The organism is Streptomyces corynorhini (assembly GCF_003346515.1).
Classification (GTDB): domain Bacteria; phylum Actinomycetota; class Actinomycetes; order Streptomycetales; family Streptomycetaceae; genus Streptomyces; species Streptomyces corynorhini.
This window is the reverse complement of record NZ_QQNA01000324.1, coordinates 1-20,312: the sequence shown is the minus strand read 5'-3', so window position 1 is coordinate 20,312 and position 20,312 is coordinate 1. Positions and strand designations below refer to the sequence as shown.

Genomic DNA, 20,312 nt, shown 5'->3' with positions numbered 1-20,312 from the left:
TACGGTGCGCGGCCGGTGGCCCCCGACGAGGGCCACCGGCCGCGCACCGTACTCGTCGCCATCGGCGCCCTCCTGCTCGGCATGCTCCTCGCGGCACTCGACCAGACGATCGTCTCCACCGCCCTGCCGACCATCGTCAGCGACCTCGGAGGGCTCGACCATCTCTCCTGGGTCGTCACCGCCTATCTGCTCGCCTCGACCGCCGCCACCCCCCTCTGGGGCAAACTCGGCGACCAGTACGGCCGTAAAAAGCTCTTCCAGACCGCGATCGTCATCTTCCTCATCGGCTCGGCCCTCTGCGGCCTCTCCCAGAACATGGCCCAGCTCATCGGCTTCCGGGCGCTCCAGGGCCTCGGCGGCGGCGGGCTGATCGTGCTGTCGATGGCGATCGTCGGCGACCTCGTACCGCCGCGCGAACGCGGCAAGTACCAGGGCCTGTTCGGAGCCGTCTTCGGCGCGACGAGCGTCCTCGGCCCGCTCCTCGGCGGCTTCTTCACCCAGCACCTCAGCTGGCGCTGGGTCTTCTACATCAACCTGCCCGTCGGCGTCGTCGCCCTCCTCGTCATCGCCGCCGTCCTGCACATCCCGGTGCACCGCGCCAAACACACCATCGACTACCTCGGTACGTTCCTGATCGCGTCCGTCGCCGTCTGCCTGGTGCTGGTCGCCTCGCTCGGCGGCACCACCTGGCCCTGGGCCTCCGCCCAGGTCATCGGACTCGCGCTCCTCGGCCTCGTCCTGCTCGCGGTCTTCATCCGCGTCGAGCGACGCGCCGTCGAGCCCGTGCTGCCGCTGCGCCTCTTCCGCATCAGGACCTTCACCCTCGTCGCGGTGATCAGCTTCATCGTCGGCTTCGCCATGTTCGGCGCGATGACCTATCTGCCGACCTTCCTCCAGGTCGTCCACGGCATCACCCCGACCATGTCGGGCGTGCATCTGCTGCCCATGGTGCTCGGGCTGCTGATCACCTCCACACTGTCCGGGCAGATCGTCAGCCGCACCGGGCGCTGGAAGGCGTTCCCGATCCTCGGCACCGGTATCACCGCTCTCGGGCTGCTCCTGCTCCACCACCTCACCGAGTTCAGCGGTACGTGGCTGATGAGCGCCTACTTCTTCGTCTTCGGCGCCGGACTCGGCCTGGTCATGCAGGTGTTGGTGCTGGTGGTGCAGAACGCGGTCGACTACCGGGACCTCGGCGTCGCGACCTCCGGCGCGACCTTCTTCCGCTCCATCGGAGCCTCGTTCGGCGTCGCCGTCTTCGGCACGATCTTCGCCGATCTGCTCCGGGGCCGGCTCACGGACGCGCTGGCGGGCCGGACGCTGCCGCCCGGTGTGGACGCGGGGCGGCTCTCGGCCGATCCGCAGGCCCTGGGCAGCCTGCCGGCCGCGCTGCGGGCGCCCGTACTGCACGCGTACGCGACCTCCATCACCGATGTCTTCCTGTACGGCGTGCCGGTGGTGCTGGCGGCGTTCGCGGTGGCGTGGTTCCTCAAGGAGGACAAACTGCGCGGCTCGGTGACCGCGCCGGAGATCTCCGAGACGCTGGCCTCCAACCCCGTGGAGCGCTCCTCGCACGACGAGGTGGCCCGCGCCCTGTCCGTCCTCGGCACCCGCGAGGGCCGTCGGCGGATCTACGAGACGATCACCGAGAAGGCGGGGTACGACCTGCTCCCGGCGGCCAGTTGGCTGCTGCTGCGGGTGCGCAGGTACGGCGTCGTACGCCCCGCCCAGCTGGCCGAGGCAGGCACCGTGCCGCTGGCGTCCATCACTTCGGCGTCCCGGCAGCTGGAGGAGCGCGGGCTCGTCGAGCGCGCGGGGATGGAGCTGAGGCTCAGCGAGCGGGGCGCGCGGATGGCGCAGGTGCTGGCGCTGGCCCGGGAGGAGTCGCTCGCGGAGCTGCTGGGGGACTGGTGGGGGCCGGACCGGCCGACCGATCTGGTGCGGCTGGTGGCGGAGTTGAACGGCGAGCTGTGCGGCTCCGAGAGCGAGCGCCCCAACGGGACCCTGACCCCGCGCGACCATGTCACCCGCGTCGAGGAGTGAACCGGCACCGCGTTGACCTGGCCGGTCCGCGCGGCCGGGTGTCCTGACCCGTACGGGCGCGCGACAGCCTTGCCTCCAGGCCCGTTTGGCGGAGGGATTCGGGGCAACCCGACTCGGTGAACGAGTCGTTACGACCCGAGTACGAGCCAGGAAGGCAGACATGTCCACAGTTCTGATCGTCGCTCTCATCGTGGCGTTCGTGATCATCGTGGCCGCGGTCCTGTACACAGGGCCCGGCCGAGCAAACGGCCGCGGCGGCCGCGGCGGACTGAAGCGCCGCTTCGGCCCCGAGTACGAGCGTGTCGTCGCCCGGCACGACGGCGACACCAGGGCCGCTGAGCGGGAGCTGACGGAACGGGTCAAGCGGCACGGCGAGTTGCGGCCTCGGTCCCTCTCCGAGGAGCGGCGCGAGCAGTACGTGGCCCAGTGGGCCGGTCTCCAGGAACGCTTCGTCGACTCGCCCCGGGAAGCGGTGAAGGAGGCCGACCGGCTGGTGGCCCAGCTCGCCGAAGAGTGCGGTTACCCCGCCGGGGCGCGCTACGACGATCAGGTGGAGGCCCTGTCCGTCCACCACGCCCACCAGGTGGACGGCTACCGCAGGGTGCACGAGGCGCTCCCGACCGCAGGAGCGGGCACGGGTACGGGTACGGCCACGAACACGGACCCGGGCGCGAACACCGACCCGGGCGCGAACACCGACCCGGGCGCGAACACCGACCCGGGCGCGAACACCGAACCGGGCACGAACACCGAACCGGGCACGGACGACGGCACCGCCACCGCCGAAGGCACCGCCGACGGTGCGCGTACGGGCGGAGCCGCGACCACGGAGGAACTGCGCGAGGCGATGGTCGGCGCGCGCGAGCTTTTCGAGCGGCTGATCCTGGCCCGGCCGGAGGAGAACGAAGGCGGCAGCGACCGCCCCGGTGGCGCCGGTCGGGACAAGACCTTTTCACTGCGGCCCAAAGGGAGTGGAGTGTGATGACGTACGAAGCGAAGCGTGACCCCCGTAAGACCGGTGAGTTCACCGAGACCGAGACCGAGGCAGAGGCTGAGGCCGAGGCAGAGAGCAGGACCGGGCGCGAGTCCGGGATCGGGACCGGATCCAGGACCGGGATCGGGACCGGATCCAGGACCGGGATCGGGGCCGGGGCCGGGTCCGACATCAAGTCCGAGCCGACGGCGGCCCCGACAGCCAGGACCGGAGCCGCGACTGCCGCGCGGACCAAGGCTGGAGCCGAGACCGAGGCCGAGGCCGAGCGCACGGCCGAGCCGGAGAGCGCCGTCCCTCCCGGCACCACGACTGGCACCCGCGCCACGACCGGCACCGCCACCACCGGCACCCGCGCTGCCTCCGGCACTCCTGTCGCCTCCGGCACCCCCGACCGAGGCAGCTCCTCCGCCCGGCTCATCCCCCAGGACGAGAGCGACCGGCTCGCCGAGCGTCTCCAGCAGGCGCTGAGCACCTTCGTCGACGGGCCCCGGCACTCCGTCGAGGAGGCCGCCGATGTCCTGGAGGAGGCCGCCGGGCGGCTGACGAAGGCGCTCGCCGACCGGCCGCGCTCGCTGCGCGCGGGCTGGGAGGGGCCGGGTGACGACGGCGCGGGGGCCGCAGGGAACGGCTCGGCGGACGGCTCCAGCACGGAGGAGCTGCGGCTCGCCCTCCAGAGCTACCGCGAGATGACGGAACGACTGCTGCGCGTCTGACCCGGCCCGACGCGATGACCGCGACGGCGTACGGAGCTACCGGATTCCCCGTAGCTCCGTACGTGTGTGTGCGGCGGGAGCCGCCCGGTCAGCCGAGGACGCGCACGAGCGCGAAGCCGTCGTACCCCTTGGCACCCACCGTCTGCACCGCCGTCGCGGACAGCAGCGGATTCGCCGCGATCCGCTCGAACATCCGGCGGGTGCCCACCACGGCGGGGTCGGTGCTCTCCGGATCCGCGATCCGCCCGCCCCGCACGACGTTGTCGACGACGACGAGGCTGCCCGGCCGGGTCAGCTTGAGCGCCCACTCCAGGTAGTGCGGGTTGTTCGGCTTGTCCGCGTCGATGAACACGAGGTCGAAGGGGCCCGCGCCCTCCTGTGCCAGTACCGGGAGCGTCTCCAGCGCGGGTCCTGTCCGCACCTCGGCGATCTTGTCCAGCCCGGCGTGCGCCAGATTGGCGCGCGCCACGTCGGCGTGGGCGGGGTCGTACTCCAGGGAGATCAGCCTGCCGTCCTCGGGCAGCGCGCGGGCCAGCCAGATGGTGCTGTAACCGGCGAGCGTGCCGATCTCCAGCACGGTACGGGCGCCCTGCGTCTGGGCCAGCAACTGGAGCAGCTTGCCCTGGTTCGGCGCGACGTTGATGGCGGGCAGACCGGCCGCGTCGGCGGCCGTGAGAGCCGCGGCGAGCGCCTCGTCGGCGGGGGCGAGCCGGTCGGTGAAGTAGCTGTCGACCGCGGTCCACTGCTCCTGGGACATGAGGGCCTCTCAGAGTGCCGGAATCGGTTCCCGAAACGTTATCCCGACCGGAACACGGCGCGGTCTTCCGGCGTCCGTCCGTCGACACGGAACGGCCGGACGGAGAGCTGGTCCGTACCATCGGGGGCGATCTCTGTTTCTCGCCGGAAGTCCGGAAGTCAGGGGCATTAAGCCAAAACAGGGGTGACAGTCAGGCGAAGAGGGGGTTGCCTGAGTCTTCGCGAAGGGGCAGTGCGAGGCTCTATGCCCCAGGGACGGCGTTATCGGGACGGAGGGTCGGCGCGGCGTGGCGAATGCAGATCACAGCGTGCACGGCGGTGCGGCGGCGGGTACCGCGGGAGGCGGGCTCGGCAGAGCCCGCGCGGTTCTGTGGCTGGTCGCCGCGGTGCTGGCGGTAAGACAGGCGGCGGCGGTACTGCGGCAGCCGCCCGGTGAACGGCTCACCGATCTGGAGACCTGGATCGGTGACGACGGTGTCCTGCATGTGACGGGATCGCTCTACGACACCGGACAGTTCACCGGAACACCGTTCGCCGGCCTGGTGCTCAAACCGCTGGCCCGCTCGGCCGAGGAGAGCCTCGGCATCGTCTGGACCCTGGGGACGCTGCTGCTGGTCGTTGCTCTCGGCCTCGTCGCCGCGCGGGCGCTGCCGGGACAGGTCTCCCGCCGTACCCGGCTGCTGGCCGCGCCGGTCGCCGTCAGCCTCCTCATGCTCTCCCTGCCGGTGCGCAACAGCTTCTCGCTGGGCCAGACCAGCATCATCCCGGTGCTGCTGGTGCTCCTCGGCACCCTCGCCGTACGGAGCGAACGCGGCTCCGGGCTCCTCGTCGGGATCGGCGCCGCGCTCCAGCCCGCCGTACTGCTCTTCGCGCCGCTGCTCTGGCTGACCGGCCGCAGGAAGGCGGCCGTCACCTCGGCGGGGACCTTCGCCGCCGGTACGGTGCTGACCTGGGCGGTGATGCCGGGCGACTCCTGGGCGTACTGGGTGCACCACGTGGCGGGCGCCGGTCTGGGCGCGCGCGCGGACTCGCTCGCCAACCAGTCCGTGCACGGTGCGCTGCTGCGGTTCGGCCTCGAAGGACCGCTGGAGGTCGGGCTCGTCCTCGTCCTGGCGGCTGCCGTCGTCTTCCTCGGGCTGCGCAGGGCCGCGCGGTACGCCCAGGACGGGCAGTCGCTGCTGGCCGTCGCGCTGACGGGGTGCGTGGCCGTCGCGGTCTCGCCGACCGCCTGGCAGCACCAGCTGCTGTGGGTGCTGCTGGCCCTGGTGGGCCGGGTCGGCACCCGGGCCAGGGACCGGCTGGTGTGGCCCGCGGTCGTCATCCTGGTGATGACGCTGCCCGGCAAGATGATGCTGCCGAACATGAAGGCGCTGGTCCCGCTCCGCGACAACGTGCCGCTGATCGCGGCGCTGGCGGCGGCGTGCGCGGTGCCGTTCCTGGCGCGTACCTCGCCGTACTTCGACAAGCCGGTACCGACCGAGTACGCGCGGCCCGTGCCCTCGCGCTGGGGCCGGGTGCCGCTGGTCCCGTTCTGGAAGCGGCTGCTGAGCCGCCCGAACCTGCTGCTCGAACTGCTCGCCATCCGCGTCGGATACTCCGCGTACTCCCACATCCGGCTGGTCGCCACCGGGGGCCGCGAGACGGCCGAGGAGCACGCCCGCCAGATCCACTCCATCGAGCGGGCGCTCGGGATCGACATCGAGCACTGGGTCAACCACGCGGTCGCGAACACCAAGTGGGCCGAGAGCTTCTTCAACTTCTACTACACGTCGTTCCACTTCGTGATCCCGCTGACCATCCTCGGCGTCCTGTACGCACGCCGCCCCGCCGACTACCGCTGGGCCCGTTCGTCGCTGGGCTTCGCCACGGTGCTGGCGCTCGTCGGCTTCTGGTTCTACCCGCTGGCCCCGCCGAGGCTGATGCCCGACCTCGGCTTCATCGACACCGTGCACGGCCCGCAGGACCTGACCAATCCGGACTACGGCGCGCTGACGGCGCTCACCAACCAGTACGCGGCGATGCCCTCGCTGCACTTCGGCTGGTCGCTGTGGTGCGGTGTGGTCGTCGTGGTGCTCGCCCCCAAGCTGTGGATGAGACTCCTCGGCCTGCTCCACCCCCTCTTCACGATCTGCGCCATCGTCGCCACGGCCAACCACTGGGTGCTGGACGCGCTGGGCGGTGCCACGGTCGTGGGCGCGGGCTTCGGCCTGACGTATCTGCTGGCGGGGCGGCGGCAGCTGCTGCCGCGGCAGGCCGGGGGCCCAGGCGAGGCCCCGGCCGGGGTTCCGGCTGAGGCCGCGGCCGGGGTTCCGGTCGGGGTTCCGGTCGAGGTTCCGGCTCCGGCGAAGCGGGGCGGCCCGTTCCCGGAAGGGGAGGACGGCGGTCCGGCGGCCACGGGGACGGCGTCGACGGGACCGGCGAGGCCCGGCCCGACCGTCCCGGCCGGCCGGGAGGCGCCGGACGGGGACGGCGTACGGCAAGGGGCGGGGGACCGGGCGTAGGGCTCGACCGGGGCTCGACCGGGGCTCGACCGGGGCTCGACCGGGCGTAGGGTCCGACCGCGCGTAGGGCCCGCTCCGGGCGTAAGGCCCTCTCCGGCCGGGGACGGAGAGGGCGCGATCGGCCCACGGGGCCCGGTGCCCACGGGAACCGGTGACGCCTCCGAGGTGGTGGCGGAGGGCGGGTGCGGTCAGGCTTGCCGACGGGGCCCGAAAAAAATCGGGCGAGGATGTCGAGAACCCGTGACCGGCTCCGTCCCCGTAGTGAACGCGACCGGAAGAGGCCGCGCAGCACCGAGGAGAGACAGCGATGGCGAAGTACCTGATGCTCAAGCACTACCGAGGCGCCCCGGCCGCGGTGAACAACATCCCCATGGACCGGTGGACCCCGGACGAGATCTCGGCCCACGTGCGCTACATGCAGGACTTCGCGGCCCGGCTGGAGGAGACCGGGGAGTTCGTCGACAGCCAGGCGCTCGCCCCCGAGGGGATGTTCGTCCAGTACGACGGGGAGGGACGCCCGCCGGTCACCGACGGCCCGTTCGCCGAGACCAAGGACCTCATCGCCGGGTGGATGGTGATCGACGTCGACAGCCAGGAGCGCGCCATCGAGCTGGCCGGGGAGCTGTCGGCCGCGCCCGGGGCGGGCGGGAAGCCGATCCACGAGTGGCTGGAGCTGCGCCCGTTCCTGACCGCGCCGCCCACTGTCACGGAGTGACGTCGAGGTGGGCGACGGTGAGGTGAGCGACGGTGAGGTGGGCGACGTCGAGGCGAGCGACCGCGAGGGGAGTGATGCCGACGTGGGTGATCCCGATGTGGATGATGCCTACGCGCGTGGTCCCGATGCGGACGGTCCCGATGTGCGCGGTCCCGAGGCGGGCGGTCCCGACGTGCGTGGCCTCGATGTGGACGGTCCCGAGGCGGGCGCCCGAGCGGGGAGCGATCCCGTGGCAGGCGACCCCGACGTCGACGAAGTCCTGCTCCGGCGCCTCACGCCGGACGTGCTCGGGATCCTCGTCCGCCGCGGAGCCCACTTCGCAGCGGCCGAGGACGCCGTCCAGGACGCGCTGGTCGAGGCCGTCCGGGTCTGGCCGGCCGACCCGCCGCGTGACCCCAAGGGCTGGCTGGTCACCGTGGCCTGGCGCCGGTTCCTCGACGCGGCCCGTGCCGACACCGCCCGCCGCCGCCGGGAGGGCGTCGTCGGAGAGGAGCCGGTACCCGGCCCCGCGCCCGCGGTGGACGACACGCTCCAGCTCTACTTCCTGTGCGCCCACCCGGCGCTGACGCCGTCGTCCGCCGTCGCGCTCACGCTGCGCGCCGTCGGCGGGCTGACCACCCGCCGGATCGCCGAGGCGTATCTGGTGCCCGAGGCGACGATGGCGCAGCGGATCAGCCGGGCCAAGCGCACCGTCTCCGGGGTGCGGCTCGACCGGCCAGGCGATGTCGCCACCGTGCTGCGCGTCCTCTACCTCGTCTTCAACGAGGGCTACTCCGGCGACGTCGACCTCGCCGCCGAGGCCATCCGCCTCACCCGGCGGCTCGCGGCCGTGATCGACCACCCCGAGGTGGCGGGGCTGCTCGCCCTCATGCTGCTCCACCACGCCCGGCGCGCTGCCAGGACCGCGCCCGACGGGGCCCTGGTGCCGCTCGCCGAACAGGACCGGGGGCTGTGGGACACCGGCGCGATCGCCGAGGGCATCGGGATCCTGGGGGCGGCCCTCGCGCACGACCGGCTGGGCGAGTTCCAGGCGCAGGCAGCCGTCGCCGCGCTGCACGCCGACGCGCCCAGCGCGGAGGAGACCGACTGGACGCAGATCGTCGAGTGGTACGACGAACTGGTGCGCCTGACCGACAGCCCCGTCGTCCGGCTCAACCGCGCGGTGGCCGTCGGTGAGGCCGAGGGGCCGCGCGCCGGTCTCACGGCGCTCGCGGCGCTGGACGATTCCCTGCCCCGGCACACCGCGGTGGCGGCGTACCTCCACGAGCGGGACGGCGAGCCGGCGACAGCGGCCCGGCTGTACGCCGAGGCGGCCCGCAAGGCGTCCAACCTCGCCGAGCGCGACCACCTGACGCGCCAGGCCGCCCGGCTCAACGCCCGCCCCGGGAGCCGCTGACGGGGGTGCGTCCGGTGGCTGACGAGCCGAGCCCCGGACACCGGCCGTTCCGCACCGGCCGTTCCGCACCGACCGTTCGGCACCGGCCGTTCCGCACCGACCGTGAGCACGGTCTTGCCCTGGACGCGGCCCCGGGCGGCGCGTCCAGGGCCGCTCCGGTTCAAGCCCGGCCGGTCCTCCGCCGGTTGCCCAGCAGATAGCCGATACCGACCCCGCCCACCAGCGCGATTCCGACGAGCCACAGGACCCCGCGCTCGTCGGCGCCGAGCGCGCTCTCCGCCGCCGTCGTCGCCGTCGTGGCCGCGCCGCCGGGGCCCGTACCGGTGGCGGCGCCGGGGGCGGGAGCGGGGGCGATGTACTTCGGGGCGGGGCCCGTCTCGTTCAGCCGCTGGACGAGGTCTATCCCGCCGAAGTTGCGCGGGTCGGTGCCCGTCGCGTGCGCGGCGAAGATCAACTGGGCGTAGGCGGCGGGGCCGCTGGCCTGGGCCCAGGCGCCGCAGTTCTGCTTCAGCCACTCCAGCGCGATGTTCGCGCGGTCGCCGTATCCGGTGGTGGTGAGCGCGACCACCGCGGCGGCCGTGTTCTCGAAGTCGGGCGAGGGGGCTCTGATCCCGTCGTCCGCCCCGGCCGTCGGGCGCGCCTCCAGGTGGCCGGTCGTGGCGAGCGCGGCGGCCAGATAGGAGGCCCCGTTGCGGGAGGCCCGCTCCGGCGGCAGGTCGGCGTTCGGGTCCGTCTCCGTACCCTTCATGTTCGCGCAGGTCGGCGCGGCGCCCGGCGCCACCGGCGAGGTCACCATCCGCTTGCCGACCCCGGCGAGTACGGCGGCGGCCGTGGCGCCGTCGTCGGCGGTGAGCCGGCCGGACGCGTCCGGCCGGTGGGCGAAGGCCCCGGCGTCCGCGCCCGACGCCGCGCCGCACGGGATGGACAGGCGCACCAGCGCGTCGAAGGCGTGCTTGCCCTCGGGGGAGGGGGCGTTGTTGCGGGTACGGACGGAGCTGGGCCGTACCCCCGCCGCCGTGAGCGCGCCGATCACCAGGGAGGTGGAGCCCGCGTCGCTGGCCGTGCCGGGGCGCTGCCCCCAGCCGCCGTCCGCGTTCTGGACGGAGCGCAGCCAGCTGATCGCGTGATCCATCGGGAGCTGCTGCTCGCCGAGCGAGGAGAGCGCCTGTATGGCGGCGGCGGTGGACCGGGTGTCGACGGCCGTCTTCTCGTCGCACGGTACGGAGGGGTCGGCGCGGAAGGCGGGGAAGGCGCCGCTCGCGCACTGCTGGGACTTGAGCCAGATCACGGCCTGGTCGCCCGGACGCACGTGGGCGGCGGCCTGGCCCAGCATGGACAGCGACTGGCGCCACACGCCGTCGCGGGTCGGGTCCTTGTCGCCGTACAGACCGGGGGGAATCACTATGGTCGCGGCGCCCGGGGCGGCGCCCGCCGCCGAGGCGGATCCCGTACCGGCTGCTGCGGAGTCGGTTCCGGAGGCGGCGGATCCCGTACCGGCTGCTGCGGAGTCGGTTCCGGAGACGGCGGATCCCGTACCGGCGGCGGAGTCCGTCCCCGAGGCCGCGGATCCCGTACCGGCGGCGGACTCCGTCCCCGAGGCCGCGGATCCCGTCCCCGAGGAGTCCTGAGCGGGCGCCGAGGAGGGGTCCGTGCGCATCGCGGACGGTGCGGTCGCCGGGCTCCGTCCCGCGGTGGGCTCCGGGGCCGGCGACCTGTCACCCCCCGCCGCGGCGGGGGGAGCGAACGCCACGCAGAGCACGGCGGATGCGGCGAGCGCCGCGGTGCAGCGGCGAACGGTGGTCATGGCGGGCTGGGCCTCTCCTGCGGAGCTGCTGTTCAGTGCCGTTCTGTACCGGCTTGCCGCGATAAGGGCGATACGGGCATGAAGGCGACCTCGCCCACTCTACCGGCCCCCGTCCGGCCGTCACCCGGGCCCGTACGGCGGGGGCGCCGCGAGGGCGAACCGCGCGAAGGTGACGATCCGTCGGCGCCCCGGCCCCGCGACGAGGCCGCCGACGCGTCCACCCCTCGTTCACACGTGCCCCTCGGCCACCGACAACCAGGTTAAATCCGGCGAACAGTCGGGAAACATTGCCCCTTTGGCCCGCCCGCCCTCTTGTTGGCGCCGTATCTACGCGCGTATCTTGAGCCGACTTTGAGCCTTCCCGCACCGTCTGCCCCCACCTCACGTGGCCGGGGACGCGCACCAGAGCCACCAGAGCCACCAGCACCACACGCGACACAGCACACGCACCACACGCACCTCACGCACCACACAACACGGAACGCAGTACAACACGCGACGGAGAGATCAACCGTGTCCCCTTCCATACCCCCGGCCCTGCGCGGCAGACGCGCCCGGATCATCGCCATCACCGTTCCCGTCGGTATCGTCGGATCCCTCATCGCGCTCCCGTTCACCGCGCAGGCGACCCCGTCCCCCGACGCGGTCATCGCCGAGGTCTACGGCGGCGGCGGGAACTCCGGTGCCAGCCTCACCCACGACTTCATCGAGCTGGGCAACGCCGGCGGCGCCTCCTTCGACCTCACCGGCTGGTCCGTCCAGTACCTGAGCGGTTCGCCCTCCGCCACCACCAAGTGGTCGGTCACGCCGCTGGACGGCGCGATCCCCGCGGGCGGCAGCTACCTGATCCAGCAGGCCAAGGGCGCGGGCGGCGACACCCCGCTGCCCACCCCGGACGCCACCGGCACCGTCGCCATGTCGGCGAGCAGCGGCACCGTCGCGCTGGTCCACTCCACCACCGCGCTGACCTGCCTGACCACCGACGACTGCGCGGCCGACACGAACATCAAGGACCTCGTCGGCTTCGGCACCGCCGCCGTCAAGGAGACCTCGCCCGCCACCGGCGCCGACAACACCCACTCGGTGACCAGGGACGCCGCGCTCACCGACACGGACAACAACTCCGTCGACCTCGGCGGTGCGACGCCCACCCCCCGCAACAGCGCGGGCGACGGCGAGACCCCCGGCGGGGGCGGCGAGCCGTCCCCGACGCCCTCGCCCACCGACACCACCCCCGGTGAGCTGCGCATCCACGACATCCAGGGCGCCACCCGGATCTCGCCGTACGTGGGCAAGAGCGTCAGCAACGTCCCCGGCGTGGTCACCGCCGTCCGCTCCACCGGCACGTCGCGCGGCTTCTGGATCCAGGACACGAAGCCGGACAAGAACCCCGCCACCAGCGAGGCCGTCTTCGTCTTCACCGGCTCCAGCACCCCGCAGGTCAAGGTGGGGGACTCGGTCCTGGTCTCCGCCAAGGTCGTCCAGTACTACCCGGGCGGCCAGGCTTCGGGATCGCAGTCGCTCACCGAGCTGTCCGGCCCGACGACCACCGTGCTCTCCTCCGGCAACAAGCTGCCCGCGCCCGAGGTCGTCAACGCCAAGACGCTGCCCGACACCTACGCCCCGAAGGCGAAGGGGCTCAACATCGAGCCGCTCGCCCTCAAGCCCGACAAGTTCGCGCTCGACTGGTTCGCCTCGCGCGAGGGCATGCTGCTCCAGATCGGCGAGAGCCGCGTCGTGGGCGCCTCCAACTCGTACGGCGAGACCTGGGTCACCACCAAGCCCAAGCAGAACCCGACCCCGCGCGGCGGCACCGTCTACACCGGCTACAACGACGTGAACTCGGGCCGTCTCAAGCTCATCTCGCTGACCGGCGACACGCTCACCGCCAACGTGGGCGACACGCTCACCGGCACCAGCGCCGGCGTACTGGACTACTCCAACTACGGCGGCTACACCCTCCAGACCACCACCCTGGGCAAGATCAAGTCCGGCGGCCTCAAGCCGGAGGTGGCGAAGAAGGGCAAGGACAACGAGCTGTCGGTCGCCACGTACAACGTGGAGAACCTCGCCCCGACCAACGCGCAGTCCAAGTTCGACCGGCTCGCGGACGGCATCGTCACCAACCTCGCCGCTCCCGACGTGGTCAGCCTGGAGGAGATCCAGGACAACAACGGCAACAAGGACGACGGTACGGTCGCGGCCGACCAGACCCTCGCCAAGTTCATCGCCGCCATCAAGGCGAAGGGCGGCCCCTCCTACGAGTGGCGCTCGATCGACCCGCAGGACAAGGCCGACGGCGGCGAGCCGGGCGGCAACATCCGTAACGTCTTCCTCTTCAACCCCCAGCGCGTGAGCTTCGTCGACCGTCCCGGCGGCGACGCCACCACGCCGGTCGAGGTCGTCACCTCGGGCAAGAACAAGAAGACGGTCTCGCTGTCGGTCTCCCCCGGCCGGATCAACCCGACCTCGGACGCCTGGAAGAGCAGCCGCAAGCCGCTCGTCGGCGAGTTCGACTTCCGCGGCCAGCGCATCTTCATCGTCGGCAACCACTTCAACTCCAAGGGCGGCGACCAGCCGGCGCACGGCGTCAACCAGCCGCCGACGCTCGGCTCCGAGACCCAGCGCCTGGCCCAGGCCAAGGAGGTCCGCGGCTTCGTCTCCGACCTGCTCGCCAAGGACAAGAAGGCCAAGATCGTCGTTCTCGGCGACCTGAACGACTACCAGTTCTCCAAGCCCCTGACCAACCTCACCAAGGGCAACCTGCTCACCGACCTGATCAACACGCTGCCGAAGAACGAGCGCTACAGCTACGTCTACGACGGCAACTCGCAGACGCTCGACCACATCCTGGTCAGCTCGGCGATCAAGAAGCCCGGCTACGACGTCGTGCACATCAACGCCGAGTTCGCCGACCAGGCGAGCGACCACGACCCGCAGGTCGTGCGCATCAAGTAACACCCGCTTGCCCGCCTCCCCGGTGGGCGGTCGGCCGCACGGTCGCCCGCCCACCGGGGAGGGCCCGTCAGGTGGGACTTCCTCCCCTCAGTCAGGAGACCAAGGTTCCCGCTCCGCCAACTGGTGACGTACCCCGGGAAGCCCGGCGCTCAGCCCAGGACCAGGCGGATCAGGAGCCTTGTACGGCGATGGCGGAAAGCCGGCCCCTCTCAGCTCGTCGCCGCCGTGGCGGCGTCCAGCATCGTGTCGAAGGGAGGCACCGAGTGTCCCGTCTGAAGAGTGACCTGCCGGGCTGCCTGGTGCACGAGCATGGACAGCCCGCCCACGACGCGCCATCCCGCCGACTCGGCCGCCTGAGCGGGGGCGCTGGGCCAGGGACGGTAAGTGACATCCATGAGTGTGCCGGGGCCGGCCGGCCACATGGGCGCAAGGACATCGGCGGCACTGGGCGGTACGGCTGAGATGACGAGGTCGGCGGAGAGACAGCGTGCCGCGTCCGTCCACGGCCGGATCACCAGATCGGTCCCGATCCGCGCGGCCGCGGTGGCAAGGGACTGGGCTCTGGCGTTGTCCCTGGCGACGGCGACAGCTCGGCCGCAGCCCAGTTCGCGGGCTGCGGCCAGAGCCGTACGGGCAGTCGCTCCCGCACCGAGCACGGTGACCGAGGACACGTCGGTGATGCCGACCGCGCGCAGTGTTTGCACCATCCCGTGCACGTCCGTGTTCTCCCCGGAGAGCCGACCATCGCCGTTCACGACGATGGTGTTCGCCGCTCCCGTTCGTACGACAACGTCCGTGACATCGTCGAGGAACGGAACAACCGCGGCCTTCAGTGGCATGGTCAGCGAAAAGCCGCCCCACTCCCCTGAGCGCGCCGCTGCGAGGATGCGTGGCAGGTCTTCGGCCCGGCACTCGACCGCGTGATACGTCCAGTTCAGGCCCAGCGCGGCGTAGGCGGCCCGGTGGATTACCGGCGAGAGCGCGCTGTGGACGGGCGAGCCGAGCAGGGCGAGCTTCACGGTGCCGGCCGGTGCATCATGGCGGCCACGCCTTCGTCGGTCCGGTCGTAGGAGAGCCCGCGCAGTACGGCGACCGGCGCGCCGCGACCGCGCTGTCCGAGGATCAGTCCGGCCGCGGCGGTGATGAGATCGGTGAACGTCTCCTCCTGGCGCTTTGTCCTGCCGCCGGGCTCGGTGTGCTCGGTGATGCGCAGAGGTGCGATCCCTGCGGCGCCGATGGAGATGACGGTGGCGCCGCGGCGGTCCGGGCGCCCGTCGGAGTCGGCGATCACCACGGCGACGGGCGTGGTCGTCGCGGCGGTGATCGCGTCGCGCAGCGCGCGGGCGGAGGCGTCAGGATCGGTGGGCAGCAGCCACGCGCCTTCGGTACCGGCCCGGTCCACGCCCGCCGACGTGAGCTGGAAGCCGAGACGGTGTCGGGCGATGATCGGTCCGCGCTCGCCGGCCACGAAGTGCTCGGTCGACTCGTCCAGGATCAGCTGGGCGACCTCGGCCGGCTTTCCGGTGCGGGCGGACAGGGCCAGTGCCTCGGTGCCGGGTGTGACGGCCGCGAGATCGACGTAGCGCTTTTCCGCGATTGATACAGCTTTCGAAGCGACGACGACGACGTCGCCGACGTGCAGGGCGACATCCTGATCCTTCAGCACACCGGTGATGACGGAGGCGAGGTCGTCTCCGACGGTGATGGTCGGGAACGGCTCCAGTCCGAACGCGGAGAAGGCGGTGATCGGGTTCATGGGGTGTGGCTCCATACGGGGTGGTCGGCCAGTTCGGTGATCAGCCGGGTGTGGGCGTCGGTGAGGATGTCGGCTCGCTCCGCGGTGGTCCAGGTGGCGGTGAGCCAGAGACGGACGCGGTGGACGTAGTGCGGTCGCAGCGTACGTGCCGCGTCGTTCGGCAGGACGCCGGTTTTGACGGCGTGCCAGGCGTCGACCAAGGGGAGCGGCCACGGACGCGCATCGTAGCGGGAGGAGCGAGGTGCGAGGCGGTCGAGTGCGGTGAGCATGAACGCCTGCTGGTCCGGGGTGAGGTGCCGGTCGGCGGGTCGGTAGCGCGGTGGTCTGGTGCGCGGTGCGGGCGGCGCCGGGGCGTTGGCGGCGAGCGCCAGGAGGATGGGGACGGCTTCGTCGTAGATCTGCGGGAGGTGGGGGAAACTCGCGGCGTGCTGCTTGGGGCACGATGCGGGGACGGTGGTGATGGGGCCCACAGCGGCGGCGGTGAGCAGGAGGAAGGCGTCGATGCCGTATCCGTTGACGGCGGTGGCGAGGCGGGGTGGGAGAGCGGCGTCGGCGGTACGGACGGCGTTGATGATCCCGGCGCAGAGCGCGAGGTCGCCGGCGAGCGGCTGGGGGACGTCATGGCCCGTGGTGGCGGCGATCAGCGGGCGGGCCAGGTGTGAGGTGAGGTTTCCCTCGTCCCAGTAGCGCGGGTAGTCGGCGATCGCGTACCCGCTGTCGGCGTGGGCGAGGAGAGCGCGGTAGAGATCAGCGTCGGGGTTGCGTGTGTCGGTGTCGGTGATGAGGAGCGCACCGGTGGGGTCCGGAAGGTGCGGCAGGGCGTGCAGGATCTGGGTACCCTTGCCGCGAGGCAGGCCGGTAAGGCTGATCTTCCGGGCCCGGGTCGGTGTCGCGGTGAACCGGGCCGCTGTCTCGGAGTGGTCGGATGCGTCGGCGTGGACGATGACCGCGTGCGGGTCGTCCAGCGCCGCATCGACTGCGGCGGTCACTGCGGCGATGGTCTCGGGTTCGTCGCGACTGGGCAGGATCGCGGCGCTGGACGGTCTCACGCGTGGGTCTCCTGGGTGATCAGGTCGGCGGCGGTCCGCGGATCGGGCGCGTACAAGTACGTGTACGGGTGCTGTTCGAGGCGGGTGATCAGGTGTGACCGCCAGCGGGCCAGGGCCGGGGTGTCCAACGGCCACACGGGTCCGTAGGGCGTCCCGTTGGGACCGGTCAGGGGTGTGGGCAGGCCGGAGACGTAACGGGCCAGGGCCTCGTGGAGGCGGAGCTGTTCGTTCGCGGAGAACGGCGTGGCCGCTGTCGTCTGCGCGTGCGGAACGCCGGGATGGACGGTGAGCCGGAAGACTCGGGCCAGCGGCACCGGCACGCGCGCGAACGGCGTGAGCGCCACGACAGGTTTCGGGGCTTGCCAGAGGGTGGGGTCCGACGGCCTGACGGCGGCCGTCGGTCTACCCGGCAGGACCATCAGCTCGTCACCGAGTTCGGCAAGGACGGTGAGGTCGTCGCCGGCGTGGGTCCAGCCGAGTGCGCCGAGGGCGAGCGTGACGCTGGTCTTGCCCGCACCCTTGTTCCCGAGGAGCAGGACACCCCGGCCGTCGGGAGTGATCACGGCGTTGGCATGCAGGGTGAGCATGCGCTGTTCCTGGCGGGCGCGTTCCAGGACGGTGTAGGTCGCGTAGGCGAGGGTGACCGAACCGGCGACGGCCGGGGGAAGACGGAGCCGGATGTGCTGTCCCCGCACGGTGACGGCCGGGGTGACGGCGTTCTCCACCGTGACAGCCGGGCCGTCGCCGCGTTCGGCGGTGGCATGGTGCTGCCAGCCGCCGGGGAGCCGGTCGGCAGCCGCGGCGGCCGGGCCCGTATCGAGGTCTGGCGGCAGATCCAGCGCAGCGGTGAGGTGGCCGGTCGTCAGGGCGGCCCCGGTCATGGCGCCGGGGACGCGTCGAGTTCGGCCAGCAGCACGTCCGCCGGAAGGACCACCGGCAGATAGCGTCGGGCACCGACGAGTTCGGGCATCCAGTCGGTGCGGCGCAGAGATTCCCGGACCAGATCGGCGTATTCGCCGAGGACTGGCACACCGGGGGTGGTGGAGACCTCCAAGGCGGCGGGCTCGGGGTAGCGGGCCCCGTTGTGCCAGATCACCGAGACGCGGCACGGACCGGTCCGCCGGGCCAGGGCGAGGGCGGCTTCATCGGCCAGCCACCCGCCGACCTTGCCGACGTGGTAGGCGGGGTTCTTCCCGAACAGTGCCTCGTTCCCGGCCTGTTGGCCGGGGGTGATCAGCCCCGAGCGGGCGTTGCCTCGGCCGACGAGCCCGTCCTCGCCGTAGTCGATCGCCGAGCCGGACACGGTGAAGTACTGCCCGGACAGCGGACCCGAGCGGGTGTTGCGGGTGTTGCACACCACTTCGATCGGCCCCGGCAGACGTTTGGCGAGCTGCGCGGTGAGGTCGCGGGCCGCGTCGGTGACGGCATCCTCGAATTCCGCCGAAGTCGTCAGGTGCCCGGCCACGGCCGGCACACACGCGGTGACCGTGAACGCAGAGCCGTTCCGGATCACCAGGGCCTTGATGTCGCTGCCCGCCCACGGTCGACGCCGGAAGTGCGACTCGGTGAGCAGCGCGACGGTCTCGGCCAGGGTGCGCGGTGCCGTCCCGACCAGGAGCGCGGTGTCGTTGGAGAACGCCACGGGGCGCTCCGGCAGGTCCGAAAGGTGCCTCGGGGCGAACCAGTGAGGGAACTTGGAGGAGTCGGTGGTCTCGTGCCGTACCTCCCAGATGATGTGCTCGAACCCTGGCAGCGCGGAACGCAACTGCTCGGCTGCCGCGGCCTCAAGGATTTCCCTCAGCGGGATGGCACGGCCGCCGAACGACGCGGAGGCCCGGCCGCCGAACACGATCCGGACAGGACGGTCGTAGGTTCCGTCGCTGTCGCCGAAGCGGGCCCGGCCGCCGAGGACGGCGACCTTGTCGAGATTGTGGTGGAGGACGGCGCCGAACTCGGTCAGGCAGTACTCGCTGTAGCGGATCGACGCGAGTTCGGCGATCGAGTCGGCCAGGGTGTCCGGGTGCCCCAGCCCTTTCCTCTCGACGACCTCGACGCCGAGGTCATGCGGCAGAATCGGCCGGGCGAACCTGGTGGGCGGCACGGTAGACATGATCGATGACCTCCAAGGAGCGACGGAGCGCCGGGAGAGGGAACAGGCACGGGTGAACGGGGCGCCCGCCCGGAGCGGGCAGTGCGCGATACATGGCGTGGCGCAGCGTCTGGTCCGTGGGCGCGGCCGACGAGCGGCCGAGCCCGGCTTCGAGGTTGCGGCCCCGTATGTGCAGCCGCTGCCCGTCCGCCAGGACGAGCGCTACCTCGTGACGGGGCGTCTGGTCGCCGTCGACCCGCGCGTCGATGGTCAGGACCGCGCCGTCCTCGAAGGAGACGTGGGCCGTGACGTGGTCCTCGGATTCGGCCCACTTCCGCTCGCGCCGTATCCGGGCGGTACAGGAGGTGACTGGATCGGACGGCAGCAGACGCAGGGCCAGGGCCAGGCCGTGGATGGCCTGTTGATGCAGCACGCCTCCGGAGGTCGCCATCCGCGTACGCCACGTCCGGTAGTACGGTTGGTCCCGGCGGCATATCAGCGTTACTTCGGCCCGGTGCACCACTGGGGCCAGCTCCAGCAGCTCACGTAGGCCGTGCGCGAAGTGCGGCTGGAAGGCGACGTAGATCCGCCCGTCGGCCGGGTCCGGCTCGGCCAGGGCGGCGGGGTCGAGCGTGACCGGCTTCTCCACCAGCACCGTCGCCCCGCCCCGCGCGGCGGCCCGCGCCACCTCCAGCGCGATCCCTGGCGGCGTGGCCACCACCACAAGATCAGGCCCGAGAGCGGGCAGAGCGTTCTGCCACCGGGTCAGTAGCGGGACGCCCGCCGGCGCCTCGACATCCGGACTGGGGTCAGCCACACCGACCACCGTCATGCCCCCGACGCCGGCCAGGGCGCCGAGGTGCTTGGTCCCGACCTCACCGGCGCCGACCAGCAGGACCCGCCTCACGCCAGACCGCCCGGAACCGTGCGGCGCAGGTACGCCGCGCCCTGCGCGAGTGCGTCGACGGGGCTGACGCGCACATGGGTCTCCAGCGCATACGGAAGAACGGGGCGGGCGCGGTGCAGAACTGGCAGCAGTTCTTCGTACGGCACGCTTCCGGAGCCGGCGGCCACGAAGTGCTTCCATCCGTCTTCGCCGAGCCCGTAGTCCTTGACGTGGACGTATTCGGCGAACGGCGCCAGCGCCTCGACAGCATCTGCGGTGCCGTGGCCGACCTCGTGAAGGTTCCCCAGGTCGAGCCAGAGCCCCAGGCCCTCGTGTGCGCGGAGCACTTCCAGCAGCGGCGACGGGTACGCGATCGTGCACACCGGTTCGTTCTCCAGCAGCAGACGGACCCCCGCGTGCTCGGCCCGCTTCAGCGCGTGCGACAGCAGCGGATCGTGGAGGAACGATTCGGTGAGACCTTCGACGACGCGCAGATGGGAGAACACCCTGATCAAGTCGGTGCCCAGGACCCCGGCGACCGCGATGGCCCGCTCCACCCAGCCCTCCCGCCTCTCCGGTGCCACACGGGTCGGGAACTGGAAACTGTCGACCTTCCCCGAAGCGGGCACAGCTTCGGGGAAGGTCGACAGTT

16 protein-coding genes are annotated in these 20,312 nt (G+C 72.0%); 7 read left to right on the top strand and 9 right to left on the bottom strand.

Annotated features, from left to right (window positions below; all coding sequences use genetic code 11):
• Positions 1 to 15: 15 nt before the first annotated feature.
• The 3 genes from DVH02_RS30850 to DVH02_RS30840 all read left to right on the top strand — a co-directional run bounded on the left by DVH02_RS30850 (position 16) and on the right by DVH02_RS30840 (position 3,750).
• Entirely contained in the window at positions 16 to 2,043 is a 2,028-nt protein-coding gene (locus DVH02_RS30850; protein WP_114627146.1) for an MFS transporter, read from the top strand.
• Positions 2,044 to 2,203: 160 nt separating this feature from the next.
• Positions 2,204 to 3,025, top strand: a complete 822-nt coding sequence (locus DVH02_RS30845; RefSeq protein ID WP_114627145.1) for a hypothetical protein — start codon at positions 2,204 to 2,206, stop codon at positions 3,023 to 3,025.
• Complete coding sequence (locus DVH02_RS30840) at positions 3,025 to 3,750, top strand: hypothetical protein (protein ID WP_114627144.1); 726 nt, start codon at positions 3,025 to 3,027, stop codon at positions 3,748 to 3,750. The genes DVH02_RS30845 and DVH02_RS30840 overlap by 1 nt, the downstream gene beginning before the upstream one ends.
• A gap of 88 nt (positions 3,751 to 3,838) precedes the next feature.
• On the opposite strand, the gene DVH02_RS30835 is transcribed toward DVH02_RS30840, so the two are convergent.
• The gene (locus tag DVH02_RS30835; protein WP_114627143.1) at positions 3,839 to 4,507 is read right to left on the bottom strand and encodes an O-methyltransferase; all 669 of its coding nucleotides are present in this window, start codon (positions 4,505 to 4,507) and stop codon (positions 3,839 to 3,841) included.
• 286 nt (positions 4,508 to 4,793) lie between these two features.
• Here DVH02_RS30835 and DVH02_RS30830 point away from each other — a divergent pair, with 286 nt between their 5' ends.
• From DVH02_RS30830 to DVH02_RS30815, 3 genes are all read left to right on the top strand, one after another.
• Entirely contained in the window at positions 4,794 to 7,007 is a 2,214-nt protein-coding gene (locus tag DVH02_RS30830; RefSeq protein ID WP_114627142.1) for a bifunctional glycosyltransferase 87/phosphatase PAP2 family protein, read from the top strand.
• A 307-nt stretch (positions 7,008 to 7,314) separates the two neighbouring features.
• On the top strand, positions 7,315 to 7,722 hold the full coding sequence (locus DVH02_RS30825; protein ID WP_114627141.1) for a YciI family protein: 408 nt from the start codon (positions 7,315 to 7,317) through the stop codon (positions 7,720 to 7,722).
• 229 nt (positions 7,723 to 7,951) lie between these two features.
• Entirely contained in the window at positions 7,952 to 9,118 is a 1,167-nt protein-coding gene (locus DVH02_RS30815) for an RNA polymerase sigma factor (RefSeq protein WP_114627139.1), read from the top strand.
• Between the two features lie 160 nt (positions 9,119 to 9,278).
• Here DVH02_RS30815 and DVH02_RS30810 read toward each other — a convergent pair whose 3' ends face one another.
• On the bottom strand, positions 9,279 to 10,922 hold the full coding sequence (locus DVH02_RS30810; protein WP_233518564.1) for a prenyltransferase/squalene oxidase repeat-containing protein: 1,644 nt from the start codon (positions 10,920 to 10,922) through the stop codon (positions 9,279 to 9,281).
• 537 nt (positions 10,923 to 11,459) lie between these two features.
• Here DVH02_RS30810 and DVH02_RS30805 point away from each other — a divergent pair.
• Positions 11,460 to 13,880 (top strand): endonuclease/exonuclease/phosphatase family protein, encoded by a 2,421-nt coding sequence (locus DVH02_RS30805; RefSeq protein WP_407697700.1) that lies wholly within the window; start codon positions 11,460 to 11,462, stop codon positions 13,878 to 13,880.
• Positions 13,881 to 14,089: 209 nt separating this feature from the next.
• Here the strand turns inward: DVH02_RS30805 and DVH02_RS30800 are convergent, their stop codons facing one another.
• The 7 genes from DVH02_RS30800 to DVH02_RS30770 all read right to left on the bottom strand — a co-directional run.
• Positions 14,090 to 14,899 carry a shikimate dehydrogenase gene (locus DVH02_RS30800; RefSeq protein WP_114627137.1) on the bottom strand — a complete coding sequence of 270 codons (810 nt, stop codon included), beginning with the start codon at positions 14,897 to 14,899 and terminating at the stop codon, positions 14,090 to 14,092.
• Positions 14,896 to 15,636: a coenzyme F420-0:L-glutamate ligase gene (locus DVH02_RS30795; protein ID WP_114627136.1), complete on the bottom strand. Its 741-nt coding sequence runs from the start codon at positions 15,634 to 15,636 to the stop codon at positions 14,896 to 14,898. Before DVH02_RS30795 ends, DVH02_RS30800 begins: the two co-directional genes overlap by 4 nt.
• Positions 15,633 to 16,685: a hypothetical protein gene (locus DVH02_RS30790; protein WP_114627135.1), complete on the bottom strand. Its 1,053-nt coding sequence runs from the start codon at positions 16,683 to 16,685 to the stop codon at positions 15,633 to 15,635. Before DVH02_RS30790 ends, DVH02_RS30795 begins: the two co-directional genes overlap by 4 nt.
• Positions 16,682 to 17,566, bottom strand: coding sequence for a phosphoenolpyruvate carboxykinase (ATP) (locus tag DVH02_RS30785; RefSeq protein ID WP_114627134.1), 885 nt, complete (start codon positions 17,564 to 17,566; stop codon positions 16,682 to 16,684). Before DVH02_RS30785 ends, DVH02_RS30790 begins: the two co-directional genes overlap by 4 nt.
• On the bottom strand, positions 17,563 to 18,795 hold the full coding sequence (locus tag DVH02_RS30780) for a methionine adenosyltransferase (protein WP_114627133.1): 1,233 nt from the start codon (positions 18,793 to 18,795) through the stop codon (positions 17,563 to 17,565). Before DVH02_RS30780 ends, DVH02_RS30785 begins: the two co-directional genes overlap by 4 nt.
• Positions 18,746 to 19,681, bottom strand: coding sequence for a Gfo/Idh/MocA family protein (locus DVH02_RS30775; protein ID WP_114627132.1), 936 nt, complete (start codon positions 19,679 to 19,681; stop codon positions 18,746 to 18,748). Before DVH02_RS30775 ends, DVH02_RS30780 begins: the two co-directional genes overlap by 50 nt.
• The coding region (locus tag DVH02_RS30770) for a sugar phosphate isomerase/epimerase family protein (protein WP_147286171.1) at positions 19,678 to 20,312 on the bottom strand (635 nt) is incomplete at its 5' end. The genes DVH02_RS30775 and DVH02_RS30770, both read right to left, overlap by 4 nt.